This is a genomic window from Klebsiella sp. RHBSTW-00215 (assembly GCF_014103785.1).
Taxonomy (GTDB): domain Bacteria; phylum Pseudomonadota; class Gammaproteobacteria; order Enterobacterales; family Enterobacteriaceae; genus Klebsiella.
Genome location: NZ_JABXQS010000001.1, coordinates 5,155,164 through 5,178,856, shown reverse-complemented (window position 1 = coordinate 5,178,856; position 23,693 = coordinate 5,155,164). Strand labels below are relative to the sequence as shown.

The window sequence follows — 23,693 nt, the reverse complement described above, 5'->3', positions numbered from 1 at the left end:
TTGCCCCTGATATGACAAAAGCCTGCCCGTTGCAAAACCGGCAGGCTTTTTTATGTCCCCAGCAAGCTTACGCAGCCGGGGGAGAGTCAGGCAAAAATAGTCATCAGGTAGGCGGCAAATAGCGCCAGGTGCGCCGCGCCGTTGAGTACATTGGTGCGCCCGGTAGAGAAGGAAATATGGCATAGCACCAACGAGGCGACCATCACCACCATCTCCGGCGCGCCAAGGCCAAAGAGTAGATCGTTACCGGTGAGTATAGCGATTAACGTCACCACCGGAACCGTCAGGGAAATCGTTGCCAGCACCGAACCGAAGAACAGGTTCATCGCCCGCTGAACCTGGTTGTTCAGTACCGCTTTTAGCGCGCCAAGGCCTTCCGGGGAGAGGATCAGCAGGGCGACCAGGAAGCCGGTAAAGGCCACAGGCGCGTTCATGCTGGTCAGCAGAGTCTCCAGTGGATTGGCGTTCATCTTGGTGACGGCGATAACCGCAACCAGATGTACCAGCAGCCAGGCGGTATGCCACTTGCTGCTATGCGCAGACGGCTTGCCATGATGCGGGTCGTCGTCGTCGCTGTCATCTTCGTGCTCGTAAATAAACAGGCTCTGGTGGGTTTTGGTCTGAATCAGCAGAAATACACCATACATCCCAGCAGATATCAGCGCGACCAGCAGCGCCTGTCCAGTGGTGAAGTTGGCCCCCGGTAGCGCCATCGGGAAAACCAGCACGATAATTGCCAGTGGGAACAGGGCGATTAAGTACTGTTTGATGCCGAACAGATTCATATATTGGGTGGCAAATTTACGCCCACCGAGAAGTAGTGAAAAGCCCACCAGACCGCCGGTGACGATCATAATGATCGAATAAAGCGTGTCGCGCATCAGGGTTGGCGCGGCGTCGCCGGTGGCCATTAATGCGGAAATCAGGCTAACTTCGAGAATAACCACCGAGAGGCTCAAAATTAACGAGCCATAGGGTTCGCCGAGGCGATGCGCCAGAACGTCGGCGTGGCGTACTACGCTAAATGCGCTGCTCAGAATCCCGACCAGCGCCAGAATATTTATTGCAATGACCACTGGCAGTGACTGGCTGCTTCCCAGAAAAAACAGCACCGCCAGCGCCAGAACCGGAAAGGCGAGGGTGGTCTCCTTGTGGCGGGTTTTTACCGCCTCATGTGCTTCGGTCATGAATTATCTCCAGGTGTGCAGGTGTTATAATTATAGATAGCGTAAGTTAATAAAATAACAGACATTGATGAAATTAATTTGTTTTTTTACTTAAATTTACCACTCTTTCCTTATAAAACTGATAGATTGCCATAAACTGCGGTTACTGTTTTTTTGTATTTATTATTCAGATAATTACTAAAACATATTTCCCATTTATCTATCGCCTTGCCAACCAGAAAATTACCTTCCAGACTTAATGTTCATACGCAATCTGGAGGTTATGATGCCTTATCGCAGCAAAAGTGAATTACCCGAGAGCGTTCAGCACGTCCTGCCCGCACATGCCCAGGAGATCTATAAAGAAGCGTTTAATAGCGCTTGGGATCAGTACAAACACAAAGAAGACCGACGAGATGACGCCAGCCGTGAAGAAACGGCGCATAAAGTCGCCTGGGCGGCGGTAAAAAATGATTATGAAAAAGGCGACGATGATAAGTGGCATAAGAAGAAATAATCACTTTTACTGCGTCATCTGCTGCCTGAGCCCTTGCCCACCGGGCGTTCATTGCTTATTGTCAAATAAAGCTGGATAATAATTCGGCAATATTTCATGGATGGCATCAGATAATCGCCGGGAAGCGGGCAGTGGTGGAGGTAGTAGAAAGTGTTAACTCGTGATTTCTTACTGAATGCGGATTGTAAAACAGCGTTTGGCGCTATTGAGGAATCGCTTCTCTGGTCGGCAGAGCAACGGGCAGCCTCTTTGGCTGCGACCCTGGCCTGTCGTCCGGACGATGGCTCGGTATGGATCTTTGGCTATGGTTCCCTGATGTGGAACCCGGCGCTTGAATACAGTGAATCCTGTACCGGCACGCTGCCTGGCTGGCACCGTGCGTTTTGCCTGCGGCTCACCGCCGGGCGCGGTAGCGCAAATCAGCCGGGTCGTATGTTGGCCCTGAAAGAGGGTGGACGCACGACTGGCGTAGCCTACCGCCTGCCTGATGAAACCCTGGAAGAAGAGCTGACGCTCCTGTGGAAGCGGGAAATGATCACCGGCTGCTATCTGCCAACCTGGTGCAAACTGGAGTTGGATGATGGGCGCACCGTGAACGCGCTGGTGTTTATTATGGACCCGCGCCATCCGCTGTTTGAGGCGGACACCAGCGCCCAGGTGATTGCGCCGCTGATAGCTCGCGCCAGCGGGCCGCTTGGCACCAATGCCCAGTATCTGTTCTCCCTTGAGCAGGAGCTGTGCAAGCTCGGCATGCACGATGACTGCCTTGATGACCTGGTCAGCAAGGTGCGTAATCTGCTTGGGGATAATAGCCAGCCGGGGCTGGCTTAAGAATGAAGCGCCCGGGGAAAACCGGGCGTTTGCTATCAGGCGGGAACGTAGCTGATTGAGTGCTCCAGCGACTGGCTGTGGCTATCGATGAGAACGTTCCAGGTACCATTGTAAGGTACGGTCAGATACGCGCTATCTCTGTCCTGCACACTCAGAATATCCGCATGACTATCGCCAGGAACTTTGGCGCTCATCAGGTGAATGTGGCAGCGTTCGGAACAACGCACCACCAACGTATCACCACCAAACAACGTTAAACTTGCTTTTACCATTGCCATTTAATCTCAACCCCGTTTCTGTCTACAGCGTCCTGCCTGCCCATTTCCACGCGTGATATGGTTCACACTTTGGTCTATGCATAACACCAAAGGGGAGGGATGCAGATGCTGATTTTGATCAACAAAAGGAGTAAAGATTAAACAAAAATGACGTTGTTCCTGAAAGCATTCAGCTGGCATTGTTTTTCCATCAATAAACGCCGCCAGCCTGATATTTAATCCCGTTTAAAAGAGATTCTTCAGAAGGTCAGGACTTTATCCGCCGCCAGCGTCCACTGCGCCAGTTCAACAAGCGTACCAATCTCCACGCCGTCAATCAGCGGCAACGTGCTGATTCCCCGGCCATCGGCGCAGGTCTTACACAGCTTCACCGGCACGTTTTGCGCGGTGAGGATCTCCAGCATCTGCTGAATGTTGTAGCCTTCCGCCGGTTTCTGGCCGCGCAGACCGGCGGTGACCGCATCAGACATTAAAAATAGCTTGAGTTCGAGGTCGGATTGCTGCTCACGCAGAGCGATAGCCAGACGCAGGCTGTTGAACAGGGATTCGCTGCCGTAGGCGGCACCGTTAGCGATAATCACAACACGTTGCATAAGGACTCCTTCTATAAGGCACGGTTATTGCTTGGCTGAAGTATAAAGCGTTAACCCGGGAGAAGGGTATGAATAATATGGCTGGCAATGCGCCCGAGGTGGGCGACTGGTTTGCACGTGCGCGTCGATTGCAGAGACAGCAGTTGCATCAGCTGGCGCAGCAGGGGGAACTGGCAAGTCAAATCAGTGCTCTGGTGCATATGCTTCAGTGTGAGCGAGGTGCGTCAAACATCTGGTTGTGCTCGGGAGGCCGACTTTATGCCGCGGAGTGCCGGGCGGGTGCGGCGCTGGTGGATGAACAATTAACGCTATTCTATGCGGCGCTCGACCCAGCCCGCAGCTCAGCCAGCAGCGCGCTGTGCTGGCGTATCGCCAGCGCGGTCTGGTACTTGACGCAGCTCACGGTCCTACGCGAGCGCGTGCGCGGTCAGAAAATTGCCGCCGAGGAGGCGACGGGGCAATTTAGCCTTATCATCCGCCATCTGTTGAATATTGTCCCGCAGCTCAATGACAGCATCGACGATCCGCAAATCGCCGGGCGCATGGTGGCGCTCTACAGCTTTATGCAGGGGAAAGAGCTGGCCGGGCAGGAGCGTGCGCTGGGCGCGCTGGGCTTTGCTCGCGGGCAGTTTAGCGGTGAACTGCGCCAGCAGCTGGTGGACCGTATTGACGGTCAGCAGCCCTGCTTTGACAGCTTCCTGGCCCTGGCTCATCCCCCGCAAACGACCCTGTTTGCTGAACAGTGTCAGGCCAGCCTGGAAATCGAACAGCTGCGGCGTATTGCCTGTACTCGCCAACCTCCTGCGGATGATGGCGAAACGGCATTGCGCTGGTTTTGCGCCCAGACTCAGCGACTGGAGCAGTTGCGCGGAGTGGAAGAGCTGCTGATTGTTGACCTGCTTAACGCGACCGACGCCCTGCTGGGAGAAGAACAGGCCCCGCCAACTGACTGGCAGGATGCGAATGTCAGCGATAGCGTCTCCCATCGGCTGGATAAGCAGCTGCTGCCGCTGGTTCGTCAGCAGGCCCACGAGCTGCAACAGCTCTCCGGGCAACTGGCGTCGTTAAAGGATGCGCTGGAAGAGCGCAAGCTGATTGAAAAAGCCAAAAGCGTGCTGATGGCACACCAGGGAATGCAGGAGGAGCAGGCCTGGCAGGCGCTGCGCAAAATGGCGATGGACAAGAATCAGCGCATGGTGGAGATAGCCCGAGCGCTGCTGACGGTGAAGTCGTTATGGCAAGTAACCCCAAAGGAGTAGATGCACAATCAGTGGGCATTTACTGCTAGCCGACGGTGCAATATTGCTGCGAGCCGAACGGCTGACGTGGTGAAAAGGGCGGAAAATGGCCCTGTGCAAATCTGGCATCGGCTTTGCATTAAATAAAACGAGTGAATAAAAGTTTTGGGCAACGGGCCAATGGTGGTGCGTGTGTCCATGGATAAAGGCGTCCTGCAGTGCGTAAGCACTGCCGGGCGCTTTTTTTTGCGCGTTTCTGGAGCGGTTATGGGCGATAAGTTTTCGATTTCACGGCGGCGTTTATTACAGGCAGGGGCCGCGCTGGGCGGCGCGATGCTGCTGCCCGGCATGATGCAGGCGGCGTGGGCGGCAGGTTCGGATAAGCCGGAACAGACCACCGTGCGGGTGGGTTTTATTCCGCTGACCGACTGCGCGCCCTTAGCCATTGCCTCCCTGAAGGGGTTTGATAAAAAGCACGGCATTACCCTCGTGCCGAGCAAAGAGGCCAGTTGGGCGGCGGTGCGCGACAAGCTGGTCGCCGGAGAGCTGGATGCGGCGCACATTCTGTACGGCATGCTCTACGGCCTCGAGCTGGGTATCGCCAGTAAACCGCAGGCGATGGCTAACCTGATGACTCTTAACCGCAACGGCCAGGCCATTACCCTCTCCAGCGAGCTACAGGAGAAGGGCGTCACCGACCTTAGCGGGCTAAAAAAACTGATCGGCCATAGCGCGCCGGGCAGCTACACCTTCGCGCATACCTTCCCCACCGGCACCCACGCGATGTGGCTCTACTACTGGCTGGCAAGCGGCGGAATTAATCCCTTTGAGGATGTGCGCACCGTGGTAGTGCCGCCGCCGCAAATGGTGATGAATATGCGCATCGGCAATATGAGCGGTTTCTGCGTCGGCGAGCCGTGGAACGCGCGCGCCATTAACGATCGCATCGGCTTTACCGCTGCTACCTCGCAGGATATCTGGCCGGAACATCCGGAAAAAATTCTCGGTACTCGCAGCGAATGGGTTGAGCGCAATCCCAACACCGCGCGCGCGCTGGTGGCGGCGGTGATGGAGGCTCAGCGCTGGATTGAAGCCTCGGCGGATAACACCCGTGAAACGGCACGGATCCTCGCTAAGCGCGCATGGCTGAACACTAAAGAGCAGTACCTCACCGGACGCATGCTCGGCGAATACGACAACGGTATCGGTCGCCGCTGGCAGGATGCGCACCCGATGCGCTTCTACGCGCAGGGTGAAGTGAGCTTCCCGTGGCTCTCGGACGGTATGTGGTTTTTGACTCAGTTTCGCCGTTGGGGATTGCTGAAGTCGGCGCCGGATTACCTGGCGGTGGCCCAGCGCATAAATCGTATTGACGTCTGGAAAGAGGCCGCACAGGCGGTGGGTGGTATTAGCACACCAACGCAACTGATGCGCAGCAGCACGTTGCTGGACGGCAAAGTCTGGAATGGGGTCGACCCGGAAGGTTACGCCCGTAGTTTCGCGATTCAACGTAAGGGGGCATGAGATGAAGCACGCATATAAAACGCAACCGCAGGCCAGCGCTGAAAAAGCGCCCGGCGAAGTGATTACTTTGCCGCCGGTGCAGGTGCGCAAAAATACGCCTCCCGTCAGCCGCTGGCTGCGTGATACGACCCAGCGCCTGCTGCCGCCGCTGCTCGGGCTGGGGTTATTACTGCTGGGCTGGCAGCTGGCGGCGATGAACAGCAAAGGTTTCCCGACCCCGCTCAGCACCCTGGATTCGGCGTTGACCATTTTTGCCGATCCGTTTTACCAGGACGGACCGAACGACATGGGTATTGGCTGGAACGTGCTGGCGTCATTGCAGCGCGTGGCGGTGGGGTTTGGCCTCGCCGCGCTGGCGGGTATTCCGCTGGGCTTCCTGATTGGCCGCTCGGTATTCTTCGCCCGCATGTTTAACCCGCTGATTGCGCTGCTGCGTCCGGTCAGCCCGCTGGCCTGGCTGCCTATTGGCCTGCTGCTGTTCCAGAAGGCGGAACCCGCCTCGAGCTGGACCATTTTTATCTGCTCTATCTGGCCGATGGTGATCAACACCGCCGAGGGCGTGCGCCGCATCCCAGAAGACTATCTCAACGTGGCCCGCGTGCTGCAGCTTTCCGAATGGACGGTGATGCGCAAGATCCTCTTTCCGGCGGTATTACCCGCGGTGCTGACCGGGGTTCGTCTCTCCATCGGCATCGCCTGGCTGGTGATCGTCGCCGCTGAAATGCTCACCGGTGGCTTAGGGATCGGTTTCTGGATCTGGAACGAGTGGAACAACCTCAACGTAGAAAACATCATCATCGCCATCGTCATCATCGGCGTGGTCGGGTTACTGCTGGAACAAGGGCTGATGCTGCTTGCTCGTCGTTTTAGCTGGCAGGAAAAATAAGGAGCCGCAAATGAAACCATTAATTCAGGTCCAGGCCGTCAGCCAGCGCTTTAACACCGCCAGCGGCGAATTCCTCGCATTGCAGAATGTCTCCTTCGACATCTATGAAGGGGAGACCATTAGCCTGATTGGCCACTCCGGCTGCGGCAAATCAACCCTGCTCAATCTGATTGCCGGGATCACCCTGCCGACGGAAGGCGGCCTGCTGTGCGACAACCGTGAAATCGCCGGGCCGGGGCCGGAACGCGCGGTGGTGTTCCAGAACCATTCCCTGTTGCCGTGGCTGACCTGCTTTGACAACGTGGCGCTGGCGGTGGATCAGGTCTTTCGTCGCAGCATGAGTAAAGCCGAGCGCAAAGAGTGGATTGAGCACAACCTCGAGCGCGTGCAGATGGGGCACGCCCTGCATAAGCGTCCGGGGGAAATTTCCGGCGGCATGAAGCAGCGCGTCGGCATCGCCCGGGCGCTGGCAATGAAGCCGAAAGTGCTGCTGCTGGATGAACCCTTTGGCGCACTCGATGCCCTGACCCGGGCGCATTTACAGGACGCGGTAATGCAGATCCAGCAGTCGCTGAACACCACTATCGTGATGATTACCCATGACGTTGATGAAGCGGTGCTGCTTTCCGACCGGGTACTGATGATGACCAACGGCCCGGCGGCGACGGTTGGGGAGATCCTTGATGTGAACCTGCCGCGCCCGCGTAACCGCGTGCAGTTGGCGGACGACAGCCGCTATCACCATCTGCGTCAGCAGATCCTGCATTTCCTCTATGAAAAACAGCCGAAAGCGGCATAGGGAGGCGGCGATGAAGCGGCAACTGGTGATTATCGGCAACGGCATGGCGGCGACTCGCCTGGCGCAGGCGCTGGTGGAGCGCGATGCGCATCGGTTTAGCATCACGATTATTGGTGATGAACCGTGCCAGGCCTACAACCGTATTCAGCTGTCGCCGGTGCTTGGTGGGGAGAAAACGGCACTCGAGACGCAACTGCTGTCAGAGGAGTGGTACCAGCAGCATGACGTTACGGTACGTGCAGGTGAGTCGGTAACGGCGGTAGATATTCAGGCCCGCACTCTACAAACCACCGACGGAAAACTTTGCTGGGATGAGCTGGTATTCGCCACAGGATCGTTGCCGTTTATGCCGCCGCTACCGGGTATTGAGCTGCCGCACGTTTTTGCTTTTCGCACTCTGGCGGACGTTGAGGGCATTCTGGCAATCAACGGTCCGGCGGTGGTGATTGGCGGCGGGGTGCTCGGCGTCGAAGCGGCCGCCGCGCTACGACGTTATGGTGACGGTGTCACTTTGTTGCATCGCGGGCGCTGGTTGATGGAGCAACAGACCGATGCTTTTGCCGGTGAACAGCTGCAAATACAGCTCGCCGAGCGTGGGATCCGCTGCGTGATGGAGAGCCGCATCGCCGCCATTAATGAACGCGAAGTGCTGCTGGAAGATGGCCGCGCCTTTACCGCCTCGCGAGTGGTACTGGCGACCGGCGTGCAGCCCAACAAACTGCTGGCCGAGCGCAGCGGGCTGGCGTGCGGCCGCGGAATTATTGTTGACCGCCAACTGGCCACCGCGCAGCCGGGCGTCAGCGCCATTGGTGAATGCTGCGAAATTGACGGTCAGACCTGGGGACTGGTGGCGCCGTGCCTGCGCGAGGCCGAGGTGCTGGCCGATCGTCTGTGCGGTCATCCCGGAGAAGATTTTCACTGGCAGGATAGCGGCACGCGCCTGAAAGTTACCGGTATCGAGTTATTCAGCGCCGGTGAACTGCGGGCTGATGAACAGGATGAAATTTGTACCAGCTGGGATCCGCTGGACCGCCACTACCGTCGCCTGCTGCTGCGCGACGGCAAGCTGCGCGGCGTCGTGTTGCTGGGCGATTGCGCCAGCGCCGCGCCGCTCACCGCCCTGCTGGGGGCGCATGCGCCCGCACCGGCAGACTGGCTCTTTGATCCTTCTTCAACGATGCAGCCGTGCGCTGCGGGACAAACTACAATGACAAAACCTACTTTAGTGCTGGTCGGACACGGTATGGTCGGCCACCATTTTCTTGAGCAATGCGTCAGCCGTAACCTTCATCAGCAATACCGGATTGTGGTGTTCTGCGAAGAGCGCTATGCCGCCTACGATCGGGTACATCTGTCGGAATATTTCGCCGGACGCAGCGCCGAATCGCTGTCGTTGGTGGAAGGAAACTTCTTCGCACAGTACGGCATTGAGCTGCGTTTGTGTGAATCGGTCGCCAGCATTGACCGTGAAGCGCGGGTGGTGCGCGATGCTCAGGGCCACGAAACTCATTGGGATAAGCTGGTGCTGGCAACGGGCTCTTATCCGTTTGTTCCGCCGGTCTCTGGCAATGATCTCGAAGGCTGCTTTGTTTACCGTACGCTTGACGATCTGGACCAGATTGCCGCTCGTGCCGCTAACGCCAGCCGTGGGGTGGTGATCGGCGGCGGCCTGCTCGGGCTGGAAGCGGCTAATGCGCTCAAGCAACTGGGACTGGAAACGCACGTTGTGGAATTTGCGCCAAATCTGATGGCGGTGCAGCTGGATAACGGCGGCGCGGCGATGCTGCGCGAGAAAATCAGCGAACTGGGCGTTGGGGTGCACACCAGCAAGGCGACGACGGAAATTGTCGAGCATGAGCAGGGACTGATGCTGAACTTCGCCGATGGCGGCTCGTTGAAGACCGATATGGTGGTGTTCTCCGCCGGTATCCGCCCGCAGGACGCGCTAGCCCACAGCAGCGAGCTGAAAATTGGCGAACGCGGCGGGATTTGCATCGACAACCAGTGCCGCACCTCCGATCCGGATGTGCTGGCAATTGGCGAATGCGCCCTGTGGGAGAACAAAATTTATGGTCTGGTGGCCCCCGGCTATCAGATGGCGCGCGCCGCCGCGGCGACCCTGGCGGGCGAAGAGGCCAGCTTCACTGGGGCCGATATGAGCACCAAGCTGAAGCTGCTGGGCGTCGATGTGGCCTCTTTCGGTGACGCTCAGGGACGCACGCCGGGCTGCCAGAGCTACCAGTGGGCCCACGGGCCGGAGCAAATCTACAAAAAAATCGTGGTCAGTCAGGATGGTAAAACCCTGCTCGGCGGCGTACTGGTCGGCGATGCCGGCGATTATTCCACGCTGCTTCAGATGATGCTCAACGGCATGGCATTGCCCGCGCGCCCGGAAAGTTTGATTCTTCCGGCGCTGGAGGGCAGCGCGCCGAAAGCGCTCGGCGTAGCGGCATTGCCGGACAGCGCACAGATTTGCTCTTGTCACAACGTCAGTAAGGGCGATATCTGCCAGGCGGTGAGCGGCGGTGCGGGCGACATGGCGGCGATCAAGAGCTGCACTAAAGCGGCAACTGGCTGCGGCGGCTGTAGCGCGCTGGTGAAACAGGTGATGGAGTACCAGCTTGCCGAGCAGGGTGTTGAAGTCAAAAAAGATATCTGTGAGCACTTTCCGTGGTCGCGTCAGGAGATCTTCCACCTGGTGCGCGTCAACCATATTCGCACCTTCGAACAGCTGATTAGCCGCTATGGCCAGGGTCACGGTTGCGAAATCTGTAAACCGCTGGTGGCGTCGGTGCTGGCCTCCTGCTGGAACGAATATCTGTTGAAACCAGCGCATCTGCCGCTTCAGGACACTAACGATCGCTACTTCGCCAATATCCAGAAAGACGGTACCTATTCGGTGGTGCCGCGCATGGCGGCGGGGGAAGTGACGCCGGATGGGCTGATTGCGATCGGCCAGATTGCCAAACGCTATCAGCTGTATAGCAAAGTGACCGGCGGCCAGCGTATCGACCTGTTCGGCGCGCGCCTGGAGCAGCTTCCGGCGATCTGGCGCGAGCTGGCGGAGGCGGGCTTTGAAACCGGCCACGCCTACGGCAAATCCTTGCGCACGGTGAAATCCTGCGTCGGATCGACCTGGTGCCGTTACGGCGTGCAGGACTCCACCGGCCTGGCGGTCACCCTCGAACACCGCTACAAAGGGTTGCGCGCACCGCACAAAATTAAAATGGCGGTCTCCGGCTGCACCCGCGAATGCGCGGAAGCTCAGGGGAAAGATATCGGCGTTATCGCCACCGAAAAGGGCTGGAATCTATACGTTTGCGGCAACGGCGGCATGAAGCCGCGTCATGCCGACCTGTTCGCCAGCGACCTTGATGAAGACACGCTTATTCGCACCGTTGATCGCCTGCTGATGTTCTATATCCGTACCGCCGACCGCCTGCAGCGCACCAGTACCTGGATGGATAACCTTGAGGGCGGAGTCGACTATCTGCGAGAAGTTGTCCTTGAAGACAGTCTCGGGATTGGCGAAGAGCTGGAGCAGGAGATGGCGCGGGTGGTGGACAGCTACCAGTGCGAATGGCAAACCACCCTTAACGATCCGCAGCGGCTGGCGCTGTTCCGCTCGTTCGTTAATAGCGATGAGCCGGACGAAGCGGTACAGCGACACACCTTGCGCGGTCAGCCGCAGCTGGCCCCGCTCGCTACGCTGGCTGAACCTACGCTGCCGTCCCGTCCGTGGCAGGTCATTTGCGATCTTGAGGCCATTCCGCCGCAGGCGGGCATTGGCGCGCGGCTCGGCGAACGGCAGATTGCGCTATTCCGCTTTGGCGATCAGGTCTACGCCCTCGATAACCAGGAGCCGGGTAGCGAGGCCAACGTGCTGTCGCGCGGGCTGCTTGGCGATGCGGGCGGTGAACCGATTGTGATTTCGCCGTTGTACAAGCAGCGTATCCGCCTGCGCGACGGTCGCCACTGTGACGGCAGTGAACAGGCGGTGCGCGCCTGGCCGGTGAAAATTGAGAACGGCAAGGTGTGGGTTGGCAACCAGCAACTGCTTGTTCGCGCGGAGGCCTCCTGATGGCCGAAACCCGAACCACGTGCCCCTATTGCGGGGTCGGCTGCGGTGTTATCGCCAGCGTGGAGACGAACGGTCAGGTGACCGTGCGCGGCGATGAACGGCACCCGGCGAACTTTGGCCGTCTGTGCGTTAAGGGCGCGGCGCTGGGGGAAACCGTCGGTCTGCAGGGAAGAATGTCGTTCCCTGAAGTCGATGGCGAACGCGCCTCGTGGCCGCAGGCGCTGGCGGCGGCGGGTTCACGCCTGCGGGAAATCATCGACCAGTACGGGCCGCAGGCGGTGGCGTTCTATGCCTCCGGACAGTTGCTGACCGAGGATTACTACGCCGCCAACAAGCTAATGAAGGGCTTTATCGGCTGCGCGAATATCGACACTAACTCACGGCTGTGTATGTCTTCGGCGGTCACTGGCTATAAACGTGCGCTGGGGGCGGACGTAGTGCCGTGCAGTTATGAAGATGTGGAAAACAGCGATCTGGTGGTGTTAGTCGGCTCGAACGCCGCCTGGGCGCATCCGGTACTTTATCAGCGGCTGGTGCAGGCGAAGCGTGATAATCCGCAGATGCGGGTGGTGGTTATTGACCCACGTCGTACCGCCACCTGCGATATTGCCGATGTACATCTGGCGCTGGCCCCCGGCAGCGACGGCGGGCTGTTTGTCGGCCTGCTTAACGCGATTGCTGACAGCGGCGACATTGCCGACGATTTCAGCGATGCGCAGCAGGCGCTGACGCTCGCGCAGGAGTGGAGCATCGAAAAAGTGGCGCAGTTCTGCGGTTTGCCGCAGCAGCAGGTCGCCGATTTCTATTGTCAGTTTATTGCCGCACCGCGCGCCATCACGCTCTATACGATGGGCATTAACCAATCCGCCAGCGGCAGCGATAAATGCAACGCCATTATTAACGCTCATCTGGCGAGCGGAAAATATGGGCGTCCGGGCTGCGGGCCGTTTTCGCTGACCGGTCAACCCAACGCGATGGGCGGGCGCGAGGTGGGCGGGCTGGCGACCATGCTGGCGGCGCATATGAACTTTGAAGCCGACGATTTACAGCGCCTGGCGCGATTCTGGGGCACTGAACGGCTGGCGCAAACGCCAGGGCTGACGGCGGTGGATCTGTTTGCCGCCATTGGTCGAGGTGAAGTTAAAGCGGTGTGGATTATGGGCACCAATCCGGTAGTGTCGCTGCCGGATAGTCATGCGGTGAGCGAAGCTCTGGCGGCCTGCCCGCTGGTGATTGTCTCGGATGTGGTTGCCGATACCGATACCGGACGCTTCGCCCATATTCGTTTTCCGGCGCTGGCGTGGGGAGAGAAGAACGGCACCGTGACCAACTCCGAGCGGCGGATCTCTCGCCAGCGCGCGTTTCTGCCGTCGCCTGGGGAGGCGAAAGCCGACTGGTGGATCGTTGCTCGCGTGGCGCAAGAGCTGGGCTTTGGCTCCGCCTTTGCCTGGCAGCATTCTCATGACGTATTCAACGAGCACGCCGCGCTGTCGGGTTTTGAAAATAACGGCCAGCGGGCGTTTGATATCGGCGGGCTGGCGAACCTCAGCCTTGAAGCCTGGGATGCGCTGGAACCTGTGCGTTGGCCAGTGAGTCGCAGCCCAGCAGCATGGAGTTTGCATAAGGGCTGGCACCGGGATGGCAAGCTGCGCATGGTGCCCGTCGCCCCGCAACCGACCCGGGCGGCGACCGATGCGTTTTATCCGCTGATCCTCAACAGCGGGCGGATCCGCGATCAGTGGCACACCATGACCCGCACCGGCTCGGTGCCCAGGCTGATGCAGCATATCGCCGAACCGGTGGTGGAGGTGGCAGCAGAAGATGCGCTGCGTTATCACCTGCTGGAAGGTGAATTAGCGCGGGTCCGCTCACCGAATGGGGTGATGGTAGCAAAAGTGATTATCAGCGATGGGCAGCGCCCCGGTTCGCTGTTCGTGCCAATGCACTGGAATAATCAATTTGCTCGCCAGGGAAGGGTGAATAACCTGCTGATGGCGGTCACCGACCCCCACTCCGGGCAGCCGGAGAGTAAACAGGTGGCGGTAGCAATTGCCGCCTGGCTTCCAGCCTGGAAAGGTGAACTCTTTTCCCGCCAGCCGGTTCCAATACCCGCTTCGTTGCACTGGCGACGGCGGGCCGCGCAGGGCATAAGCCATCTTTCCCTCGCCGGGGATATCAGCCCTCGCCGGTGGCTGACCGACTGGTGTCAGCAGCAGGGATGGCAAATGCAGGTCGCCGAGGGCGGCAAGGTCTGGAACCTGCTGGCGTGGCAGGACGGAGAGCTGATGCTTGGCTGGTGGAGCGATGTCCGTGAACCGGTGATTGACGCCGAGTGGATTAACGCCGCGTTTCGTACTCCGCCGCAGGATGCTGCTCAGCGCCACGCGCTGTTGAGCGGCAGGAAGGGCGGCGATACGGTGCCGCGCGGGCGTATTATCTGTAGCTGCTTTAGCGTGGGCGAGCGGGCGATAAATGAAGCCATCGCCAGCGGCTGCCGGACGCCTGCAGCGCTGGGCGCACAACTAAAATGCGGCACCAACTGCGGCTCCTGTATCCCGGAGCTTAAGGCGCTGCTGGCGGAAAATCTAACGCAAGCCTGAGATTCAGTATATTCCTGGAATCATGCTGAAGGCTGCGAGGGATGGCAAAAAACGATAAACTTACGTTTTACTGCCATCCTTCCTGAGTAGACGTAACCGATTTGAGCTCTTTGTCGTTCCGCGTAACCCCGTATTTGCCCCTTCTCCTGCTGCTGACAGGTATGCCCGCCCGCGCATTGCAGGATAACCAGGCGTTCTCCCGGCCTCCTGATACGTTACCCGATCTCGGTATGGCGCCTCAGGTTGATGATGACGCAAGGCATTTTGCCGAAATGGCGAAAAAATTTGGCGAAGCCAGTATGAGCGATAACGGTCTGACAACCAGCGAACAGGCGCGAGTATTCGCCATCGGCAAGCTGGGGAATGAGGTCAGCCACCAGCTGGAAAACTGGCTCTCGCCGTGGGGCAACGCCAATGTCGATCTGCTGGTCGATAAAGAGGGGCAATTTACCGGTAGTAAAGGAAGCTGGTTTGTCCCGTTACAGGATAACGGCGACTATCTCACCTGGAACCAGTACTCGGTCACGCAGCGGGATAACGGGCTGGTGGGCAATATTGGCCTTGGTCAGCGCTGGCGGATGGGCTCCTGGCTGCTGGGCTATAACTCGTTCTATGACAAAGTCCTGGATGATCGCCTGGCGCGCGGCAGCGTTGGAGCTGAGGCCTGGGGGGAATCGATGCGCCTGTCGGCGAACTACTATCAACCGCTCAGCGGCTGGCAGCAAAGGAGTAGCGTGACCCAGCAGCAGCGTATGGCCAGCGGCTACGATGTGACCGCCCAGGCGCGGCTGCCGTTTTATCAGCATATTAATACCAGCGTCAGCGTGGAGCAGTATTTTGGCGATAACGTTGACCTGTTCCACTCGGGTACCGGTTATCATAATCCAGTGGCGGTGTCGGTGGGGCTGAATTACACCCCCGTTCCGCTGGTGACGGTGACGGTTAAACATAAACAAGGCGAGAGCGGCGTCAGCCAAAACGATGTGGGATTGAAGCTCAACTATCGTTTTGGCGTACCGTTAAAACAGCAACTGGCGGCCGATGAAGTGGCGGTAAGCCGTTCGCTGCGCGGCAGTCGTTACGATAGCCCGGAACGCGATAATCTGCCGGTGGTTGAATATCGTCAGCGCAAAACCTTGTCAGTGTATCTGGCGACGCCGCCGTGGGATCTTCAGCCGGGGGAAACGGTGCAGTTGAAACTGCAAATTCGCAGCCTGCACGGGATAAAGTCGCTGAGCTGGCAGGGCGATACTCAGGCGCTAAGCCTGACGCCGCCGCTAGAGGCAAACGGTCCGGATGGTTGGAGCATCATTATGCCGCGTTGGAGCAGTGACGCCGGGGCGAGCAATCGCTGGCATCTTTCGCTGGTGGTAGAGGATAAAACGGGTCAGCGCGTCTCATCCAATGAGATCGCACTGGCGCTGACCGAGCCGCTGGTGAGCTTACCGGCCGGGGGCGAATCCTGGCAGCATATGCCCTAGAATACGCGCTCCTGATGAACCCAAACCGCCGCTTCCACGCGTGATTTCAGCTTCATTTTCTTCAGCATATGCTTGACGTGCACTTTTACGGTGCTTTCGGTGATATCCAGACGGCGGGCGATCATTTTGTTCGGCAGGCCCTGGGCAATCAGCTTGAGAATGTCGCGCTCGCGCGGGGTAAGCTGGCTGATGTCGCGATCGGACGTAGCGCGGTTGGCACGCAGGCTGGCTGCCAGCACCGGGGTTAATGCTTCGCTGAGCACCATTTCGCCCGCCGCCGCCTGTTGCAGCGCTTTCAGCAGATCTTCCGGTTCCATATCTTTCAGCAGGTAGCCATCGGCACCGCGTTTCAGGGCGGTAACCACATCTTCTTCATGATTCGACACGCTAAACACCACCACCCGACCAGAGAGCGATTTTTCGCGCAGCTTGTCGAGGGTTTCAAGGCCGTTCATGCCCGGCATATTGAGATCCAGCAGAATCAAATCTGGATCCAGCGACTCCGCCAGGGCAATACCTTGTTCGCCATTGCTGGCCTCGCCGATAACCTGGATATCCGGGGCCATGCTGACGAGCTGTTTGACGCCGGTGCGCAACATCGGGTGATCGTCAATGAGAAGGATGGTTGCCCGTTCCTGTTGACTCATAGGGTTCTCCTTATTGGATTGAAAACGATTTTTCAGGGATAAAAGTGACGACCACTTCCGTGCCGCCGGTTTCCCGACGCCGCACCTGGCAGTCTCCGCGCAAGCTCTGGGCGCGATCGCGCATGATAATTAAGCCGTAATGGTTACTGCGCTCCGCGTGGTCCGGCACGCCGCGGCCGTTATCGGCTACCACCAGTCGGACCTGATTATCCCGCAGCGTTACGGTAACGCTGACGTCCGTCGCATTGGCATGCTTCAGGGCGTTGCTCAGCGCCTCGCGGGCAATTTGCAGCAGGTGGATTGCCTGGTGCGAGGGAACAAAACGCGGCGGCAACTGGTAGTCCAGGCGTACCGTAAAGCCGAAATGAGCGCTGTATTCCTGGCAGCTGGCTTCCAGCGCCGGGCGCAGACCGGTTTCGGTTAACTGTAGACGGAAGGTTGTTAGCAGTTCGCGCAGTTGCGCCCATGAGGTATTGAGTTCATTACGAATTTGCCCCAGCAGCTGACGGCTGGCATCCGGCAGGTCTTCGCCCTGCATCTGCAGGCAGCTGACCTGCATTTTCATGCACGAGAGCGACTGGGCAATGGAGTCGTGGAGCTCGCGGGCGATAGTGGCTCGCTCTTCCATCACGATAAGCTGCTGCTGGCGCTCCTGATGATGGTCGAGCGCGAGGGTGCCGGTGAGCTGTTCCACAAGGGTATCAACCAGTTGCTGTTGATCGTGGCTTAGATGCCGACCAACGGGCAGAGTGGCCAGCAGAATTCCGTACTGATTATGGGCGTCAGACAGTCGCCACTTCAATGTGGTTCCGGCATCGGGCAGCGGCGGCAGATCGCGCGGACACAGGTAGCAACCTTTATCATCGCACTGAATATCGGAGTGGCAGGCAAACTCCTGGTGGTTGTCTTCATCTTCAAGATCATAAACCCGAACTTCAATATCACGCAGCAGAGTTAACCCTTGCAAACCGTTGAGCACCGGCGAGATGCGCTCACAGAGCGGAGCGTTGGAGTGCAGGCGGCGATTGGCTTGCCACAGGAAGGCGAGAATCTCATTTTTCTGCTCCAGCCCGGCGGTTTTTTCCTGCACCCGGCGTTCGAGCACCGAATAGCTCTCGGCGAGCTCTTCGGACATGTTGTTTAGCGCCATACCGAGCGTCGCCATCTCATCGCGTCCGTTAATCTGGGTACGCTGGGTAAAGTCGCGTTGGCTCACCGCGCGTGCCATATCCAGCAGCTGTTTCCAGGGGCGTAACAAGCGTGCGCGTAGCCAAATAATGGTAAACACCAGCAGCAGCGCCATAATGACCGCCATGATTCGCTGGATCCAGACGACGTGTTTTATCCGCTCCTCGGTGGTGTGATCGAAAGCGGTGACAAGCTGGTCGATGCGGTCAACGAAGCCAGCGACATCCGTGGCTACCGTGGCCTGATTTTGTGCCTTACGCATACCGGGTGCGAGCTCCAGTTGCCAGTAATGTTGCAGAGCCTGGAGCTGTTCTTGCTGATCGTCATGGCGAGCGGCGTACTGGAGTTCCGGACTAAATACGGTGGCGGTCATTTCATCCAGCAGCTTTTGATCGCTTTCGCGCAACGGGATGGCTGCCAGCAGTCGATAGCTCTGCATGCGCAGCGAACCGGCTTTATTAATAGCGTGCGCGCTGCCCTGAACGCCGTGCACCAGGCGAGAGGAGATAGCCATTCCGGCGACACCTATCACTGTGGCCAATAGAACGATTAACACGAGTTGATTAACCAGCGTTAGCGGCGTAAAAAGACGTTTCAACATGAGGTATGTGCTCCTGACCGGCAAATCATCCGGGAGTGGCGCTTATTCTCGGACATCCCCTGGAGTATACCCATACCCCTAAAGGATTACCCCTTAATTGTCAGTCATTGATGAGCTGGTGGCAGGGGTAGGGGTAAAGACAGCAGTCGCGTGAAAAACCACACTTTTTTGCGCAGAAATAGCTACTCACTTCGGGTGATGATTTTTTTTTAGCCAAATTAACGCCCACTTTTCCTTTGATTTATATCAACTTACCGCAGGCTGTAACCCATAAGGTAGCCAGGGTTAATACGAATAATCAGAGGTGTCTATGAGTCACTCTTCAATCCCGGAGAAGACTAACAGCTCAGTCATTACCGACTGGCGTCCTGAAGATCCTGAATTTTGGCAGCAGCGCGGTCATCGCGTCGCCAGCCGCAATCTGTGGATCTCCGTTCCATGTCTTTTACTGGCATTCTGCGTCTGGATGTTATTCAGCGCCGTCGCCGTCAACCTGAATAAAGTGGGCTTTCAGTTCACCACCGACCAGCTATTTATGCTGACCGCACTGCCGGCGCTGTCCGGCGCGCTTTTGCGCGTACCTTATGCGTTTATGGTCCCGCTGTTTGGCGGGCGTCGCTGGACTGCATTCAGTACCGGGATCATGATCGTACCCTGCGTATGGTTAGGTTTCGCGGTGCAGGACACCTCTACTCCGTTCAGCATTTTCGTGATTATTTCGCTGCTGTGCGGCTTCGCCGGGGCTAACTTTGCTTCCAGTATGGCGAACATCAGCTTCTTCTTCCCGAAACAGAAACAGGGCGGCGCGCTGGGCATCAACGGCGGCCTCGGCAATATGGGCGTCAGCGTGATGCAGTTGGTTGCTCCTCTGGTGGTATCTCTGTCTATTTTCGCTGTCTTTGGCGGAACCGGTAGCGAACAGCCGGACGGTTCGATGCTGTATCTGGAAAATGCGGCGTGGGTTTGGGTACCGTTCCTGATCATCTTCACCCTAGCCGCGTGGTTCTTTATGAACGACCTGTCGGCATCGAAAGCTTCCCTGAGCGAGCAGCTGCCGGTACTTAAGCGCGCGCATCTGTGGATTATGGCGCTGCTGTATCTTGCCACCTTCGGCTCGTTCATCGGCTTCTCGGCGGGCTTCGCCATGCTGTCGAAGACCCAGTTCCCAGATGTACAGATCCTGCACTACGCGTTCTTTGGGCCGTTTATTGGTGCGCTGGCGCGTTCTACCGGCGGGGCGATCTCTGACCGTCTGGGCGGGACTCGCGTGACTCTGGTGAACTTCGTGGTGATGGCTATCTTCTGCGGCCTGCTGTTCCTGACGCTGCCAACGAACGGTGTGGGGGGTAACTTTATCGCCTTCTTTGCGGTGTTTATGGTGCTGTTCCTGACCGCCGGTCTGGGTAGTGCTTCAACCTTCCAGATGATCTCGCTGATCTTCCGTAAAATGACCATGGAACGCGTGAAGGCGCAGGGCGGTAGCGAAGCGCAGGCAATGCGCGAAGCGGCCACCGATACGGCGGCGGCGCTGGGCTTTATCTCCGCGATTGGCGCTATCGGCGGGTTCTTTATTCCGAAAGCGTTCGGTATCTCGCTGGATCTGACCGGTTCCCCGGCTGGAGCGATGAAAATCTTCCTGGTGTTCTATATCGCCTGCGTGGTAATTACCTGGGCGGTTTACGGGCGCAAGCAAAAATAATTTTTCTTTCTGGAGAGGGCGCAACAGAGTTGCGCCTTTTTTATAACGAATAAATGCTGCTCGGAAATAACGCTTCCGGCGAGGAATCCCAACTGGTGGTAGGCCTCCCACTGGGCCTCATCGAAAAATTGATCGCCCGTTGTTTGCTGTGGAAACGTGTCATTTCGTCCGGCGTAGCTGGCAGTGGCAAGATCCATCCCCGGCAATAAATGCGGTTTAATAATGAGTAATTGTCCGGTTTTTTTCGCAAAGCCATTGATCTCTGGATAATGAACGATCGCCTGGAGTAAGGCTGGAGAAGGTTGTTTTACTTTTAATACCGATTGCGAGGTATAGTCGCTGTTAATAGGGTTTTTAAACACAATATCAATTGCCATATCGATTTTGGCTTTACGTACCAGGTTCTCAAGATCGTCGAATAAAAAATGAGGGTCGGCACCACAATCCGCGACGACAATTGAATCTAACCTGCGTTTCAGCAATGGGTAAACGGCCGTATTTTCAAAATGACCGCCATCCGTCAAATACCATTTTTCATTGCTCAACCCGGGGAAGCGGGCGAACATTTCGGCAAAAAGATAGGTTAAATGCGTGTGCGGCCATTGCAATCCAGGTGCACTTTTTGTGCGCTTCGCCTGTCGACTGGGAGAGAGGTTTTTTGACCAAAAACCCAGCCGACCACCCACTAAATAGATCATAAATGCCAGGCCTGGCGATGTCTTTGAACCCATGCCCGTTGAGACCGCTGCGCCGGAAATAGCAAGCCACTGTGATAGCGTGGTGTCATTGAGGTTCTCCGGGGACTCAGGAAACTGGGTACCGGTTTCAACGCCAAACGAACTGACCGTCAGGGCAATGCCTTTTCGGTCAGCATTATAGTTGTCGCTGCGATCGTCGATGGTCTGGTTAATACAGCTGGTGATTAAATGAATCGGACCGCCGTAGTTGTGCGGCGCGTAATTCTCCATTGCCACATCATCGCCCGCCACCGTGGTGGTGATTTTTTCAATTGCATCCATCGCGCCAGGTAACTTGTCATCCAATGGGTTTTGTGGGAAACGCGGTTTGGTCGCTTTATTTTGTTTATGGGGATAGTTTCCTGTTGAGACCCAGGCGCGTTCGATACGCGCCCGATACAGATTATGTAGTGAGCTGAGATTAAGAAACTCAATAAAGCGAGGCTGTTTACCTAACAGCCACAGAATAAGTAATGCCGTCAGTGCAGTCATCAAAGGTAAATATTTAAACCCGGCCAGAGAAACGTTCAAAACAGTTGAAATCTCGATCAGCGCAGCGCAGACCGTTGTCAGACAAAAAAGCATCAGTAGATAGCCTGCGATGTTTCCGGCAAGCATAAGATTAAACGAGATTCGCTTACTACCGGCTGAAATTCGCGAGAGGAGCCAGTTGATAAGCTGGGTTTCTTTTAGCAGGCGAACTGCCGCTATGCTTAACGGACTGGAAATCAACATTATGCTGGCATTTGGGCCATGAAAGAGCGAAAACCACAGTAAAAATCCCGCTCGGTTAAGTCCCCATAAGGCGGCGAGGAGGGTGATAATCAGTAGATCCCAGGTGAGAGCCTGAGTTAAGGCCAGGCGAAATGCCGCTAAGTCTTTTATCTGCCAAAAGATATGCACCCAGGGAGTCATACAAATAAGCCAGATCAGCAGTGAAAGTCCCCAGGGGACTGGGCTCCAAAAGAGAAAGACCAGGCACAGCAGAATGCTGATGCCCAGCCCAAGGAGAAGCCAGTCCTGGTGTTGACGAAAGTACCAATAGGAAATTGCCAACCAGGCCGCAAGGGCTGCGGGGATCGCCACCAGGAGGGGAAAATGTTTAAGATCTGGAGGAAGCAGAAGCTGTAATTGCAAGGCCAGGCCTGCGCAGATAATGCAGAGTAAGGTGACAAAAAATAGCGAGGCGAAAAATGAGCGGAGAATCTGGCCGAAAGAAAGCGCAATATCTCGTGTTCCCGCAGGAGTGAGATAGCGGCCGTTATTGCGTAGCCATCCCAACAGCAGTGAATTGTCTTTTCCTAAACCTGCTTCGACAGCAAGTGGAGAGATCCCTTTCTGATAGCAACGTCCCAGCATTCCCCCCGTATATCCTCCGCCGGAGACCGTTGAGAGATAGTCAAACTTGTGCAGTAGTTTGTTTTTCGCCAGTGCCCTTAGCAACCCGAGGCTGAACGTCGCACTGCGGATTCCGCCACCGGAAAGCGCCAGACCATAAATCCCGGCGCACGGTTTTAATTCTGGCTCGTCACCATGAGGTGCGGCGGTGTCCGATTGCTTCTCTGGCCGGAGTAATTTGCGGCGGAGATTAATCGCCTTTTGCTCATTAGCGGGTAATGCATTGAATTTCAATCGAGTATTTTCGTTGCACATGGGGATACCATCGAGGGGGGTAGCGAGACGGTATTTTTAGGGAAGGTGCGAACAAGTCCCTGATATGAGATCATGTTTGTCATCTGGAGCCATGGAACAGGGTTCATCATGAGTCATCAACTTACCTTCGCCGACAGTGAATTCAGCAGTAAGCGCCGTCAGACCAGAAAAGAGATTTTCTTGTCCCGTATGGAGCAGATTCTGCCATGGCAAAACATGGTGGAAGTCATCGAGCCGTTTTACCCCAAGGCTGGTAATGGCCGGCGACCTTATCCGCTGGAAACCATGCTACGCATTCACTGCATGCAGCATTGGTACAACCTGAGCGATGGCGCGATGGAAGATGCTCTGTACGAAATCGCCTCCATGCGTCGGTTTGCCCGGTTATCCCTGGATAGCGCCTTGCCTGACCGCACCACCATCATGAATTTCCGCCACCTGCTGGAGCAGCATCAACTGGCCCGCCAATTGTTCAAGACCATCAATCGCTGGCTGGCCGAAGCAGGCGTCATGATGACTCAAGGCACCTTGGTCGATGCCACCATCATTGAGGCACCCAGCTCGACCAAGAACAAAGAGCAGCAACGCGATCCGGAGATGCATCAGACCAAGAAAGGCAATCAGTGGCACTTTGGCATGAAGGCCCACATTGGTGTCGATGCCAAGAGTGGCCTGACCCACAGCCTAGTCACCACCGCGGCCAACGAGCATGACCTCAATCAGCTGGGTAATCTGCTGCATGGAGAGGAGCAATTTGTCTCAGCCGATGCCGGCTACCAAGGGGCGCCACAGCGCGAGGAGCTGGCCGAGGTGGATGTGGACTGGCTGATCGCCGAGCGCCCCGGCAAGGTAAGAACCTTGAAACAGCATCCACGCAAGAACAAAACGGCCATCAACATCGAATACATGAAAGCCAGCATCCGGGCCAAGGTGGAGCACCCATTTCGCATCATCAAGCGACAGTTCGGCTTCGTGAAAGCCAGATACAAGGGGTTGCTGAAAAACGATAACCAACTGGCGATGTTATTCACGCTGGCCAACCTGTTTCGGGCGGACCAAATGATACGTCAGTGGGAGAGATCTCACTAAAAACTGGGGATAACGCCTTAAATGGCGAAGAAACGGTCTAAATAGGCTGATTCAAGGCATTTACGGGAGAAAAAATCGGCTCAAA

17 protein-coding genes are annotated in these 23,693 nt (G+C 57.0%); 11 read left to right on the top strand and 6 right to left on the bottom strand.

Features of this window, described 5'->3' with window-relative positions; all coding sequences use genetic code 11:
• Positions 1-86: 86 nt before the first annotated feature.
• Complete coding sequence (gene chaA, locus HV127_RS24680) at positions 87-1,187, bottom strand: sodium-potassium/proton antiporter ChaA (RefSeq protein ID WP_110274192.1); 1,101 nt, start codon at positions 1,185-1,187, stop codon at positions 87-89.
• A 265-nt stretch (positions 1,188-1,452) separates the two neighbouring features.
• Between chaA and chaB the strand changes: the two genes are divergently transcribed.
• Both chaB and HV127_RS24670 read left to right on the top strand, forming a co-directional pair.
• Complete coding sequence (gene chaB / locus HV127_RS24675; protein WP_112213375.1) at positions 1,453-1,683, top strand: putative cation transport regulator ChaB; 231 nt, start codon at positions 1,453-1,455, stop codon at positions 1,681-1,683.
• 150 nt (positions 1,684-1,833) lie between these two features.
• A complete protein-coding gene (locus HV127_RS24670) occupies positions 1,834-2,514 on the top strand; it encodes a gamma-glutamylcyclotransferase (protein ID WP_181485863.1) in 681 nt (226 codons plus the stop codon).
• A gap of 35 nt (positions 2,515-2,549) precedes the next feature.
• Here the strand turns inward: HV127_RS24670 and HV127_RS24665 are convergent, their stop codons facing one another.
• Together HV127_RS24665 and HV127_RS24660 are read right to left on the bottom strand one after the other, a co-directional pair.
• Entirely contained in the window at positions 2,550-2,792 is a 243-nt protein-coding gene (locus tag HV127_RS24665; protein ID WP_110274189.1) for a DUF1883 domain-containing protein, read from the bottom strand.
• A 239-nt stretch (positions 2,793-3,031) separates the two neighbouring features.
• A complete protein-coding gene (locus HV127_RS24660) occupies positions 3,032-3,385 on the bottom strand; it encodes a DsrE/DsrF/TusD sulfur relay family protein (RefSeq protein ID WP_110274188.1) in 354 nt (117 codons plus the stop codon).
• Positions 3,386-3,453: 68 nt separating this feature from the next.
• Between HV127_RS24660 and nasR the strand changes: the two genes are divergently transcribed.
• The 7 genes from nasR (at position 3,454) to HV127_RS24625 (ending at position 15,994) form a co-directional block, all read left to right on the top strand.
• On the top strand, positions 3,454-4,644 hold the full coding sequence (nasR, locus tag HV127_RS24655) for a nitrate regulatory protein NasR (protein ID WP_182239454.1): 1,191 nt from the start codon (positions 3,454-3,456) through the stop codon (positions 4,642-4,644).
• A gap of 246 nt (positions 4,645-4,890) precedes the next feature.
• On the top strand, positions 4,891-6,147 hold the full coding sequence (locus HV127_RS24650) for a CmpA/NrtA family ABC transporter substrate-binding protein (protein ID WP_182239452.1): 1,257 nt from the start codon (positions 4,891-4,893) through the stop codon (positions 6,145-6,147).
• Between the two features lies 1 nt (position 6,148).
• On the top strand, positions 6,149-7,033 hold the full coding sequence (gene ntrB, locus HV127_RS24645) for a nitrate ABC transporter permease (protein ID WP_181485866.1): 885 nt from the start codon (positions 6,149-6,151) through the stop codon (positions 7,031-7,033).
• Between the two features lie 10 nt (positions 7,034-7,043).
• Positions 7,044-7,832, top strand: a complete 789-nt coding sequence (locus tag HV127_RS24640) for an ABC transporter ATP-binding protein (protein ID WP_182239449.1) — start codon at positions 7,044-7,046, stop codon at positions 7,830-7,832.
• A gap of 10 nt (positions 7,833-7,842) precedes the next feature.
• On the top strand, positions 7,843-11,913 hold the full coding sequence (gene nirB / locus HV127_RS24635) for a nitrite reductase large subunit NirB (RefSeq protein ID WP_182239447.1): 4,071 nt from the start codon (positions 7,843-7,845) through the stop codon (positions 11,911-11,913).
• Entirely contained in the window at positions 11,913-14,513 is a 2,601-nt protein-coding gene (locus HV127_RS24630; protein WP_182239445.1) for a nitrate reductase, read from the top strand. Before nirB ends, HV127_RS24630 begins: the two co-directional genes overlap by 1 nt.
• A 161-nt stretch (positions 14,514-14,674) precedes the next feature.
• Complete coding sequence (locus HV127_RS24625) at positions 14,675-15,994, top strand: YchO/YchP family invasin (protein WP_182239443.1); 1,320 nt, start codon at positions 14,675-14,677, stop codon at positions 15,992-15,994.
• Here the strand turns inward: HV127_RS24625 and narL are convergent.
• A complete protein-coding gene (narL, locus tag HV127_RS24620; protein ID WP_110274181.1) occupies positions 15,991-16,641 on the bottom strand; it encodes a two-component system response regulator NarL in 651 nt (216 codons plus the stop codon). The two genes, HV127_RS24625 and narL, sit on opposite strands and share 4 nt — an antisense overlap.
• A gap of 10 nt (positions 16,642-16,651) precedes the next feature.
• Entirely contained in the window at positions 16,652-18,430 is a 1,779-nt protein-coding gene (narX, locus tag HV127_RS24615) for a nitrate/nitrite two-component system sensor histidine kinase NarX (RefSeq protein WP_182239441.1), read from the bottom strand.
• A gap of 310 nt (positions 18,431-18,740) precedes the next feature.
• On the opposite strand from narX, the gene HV127_RS24610 reads away from it, so the two are divergent.
• Positions 18,741-20,129 carry a NarK family nitrate/nitrite MFS transporter gene (locus HV127_RS24610; protein ID WP_182239439.1) on the top strand — a complete coding sequence of 463 codons (1,389 nt, stop codon included), beginning with the start codon at positions 18,741-18,743 and terminating at the stop codon, positions 20,127-20,129.
• On the opposite strand, the gene HV127_RS24605 is transcribed toward HV127_RS24610, so the two are convergent.
• On the bottom strand, positions 20,108-22,519 hold the full coding sequence (locus HV127_RS24605; RefSeq protein WP_182239436.1) for a patatin-like phospholipase family protein: 2,412 nt from the start codon (positions 22,517-22,519) through the stop codon (positions 20,108-20,110). The genes HV127_RS24610 and HV127_RS24605 overlap by 22 nt on opposite strands.
• 108 nt (positions 22,520-22,627) lie before the next feature.
• Here HV127_RS24605 and HV127_RS24600 point away from each other — a divergent pair, with 108 nt between their 5' ends.
• Positions 22,628-23,608, top strand: coding sequence for an IS5-like element IS5 family transposase (locus HV127_RS24600; RefSeq protein ID WP_042934497.1), 981 nt, complete (start codon positions 22,628-22,630; stop codon positions 23,606-23,608).
• Positions 23,609-23,693: the final 85 nt, after the last annotated feature.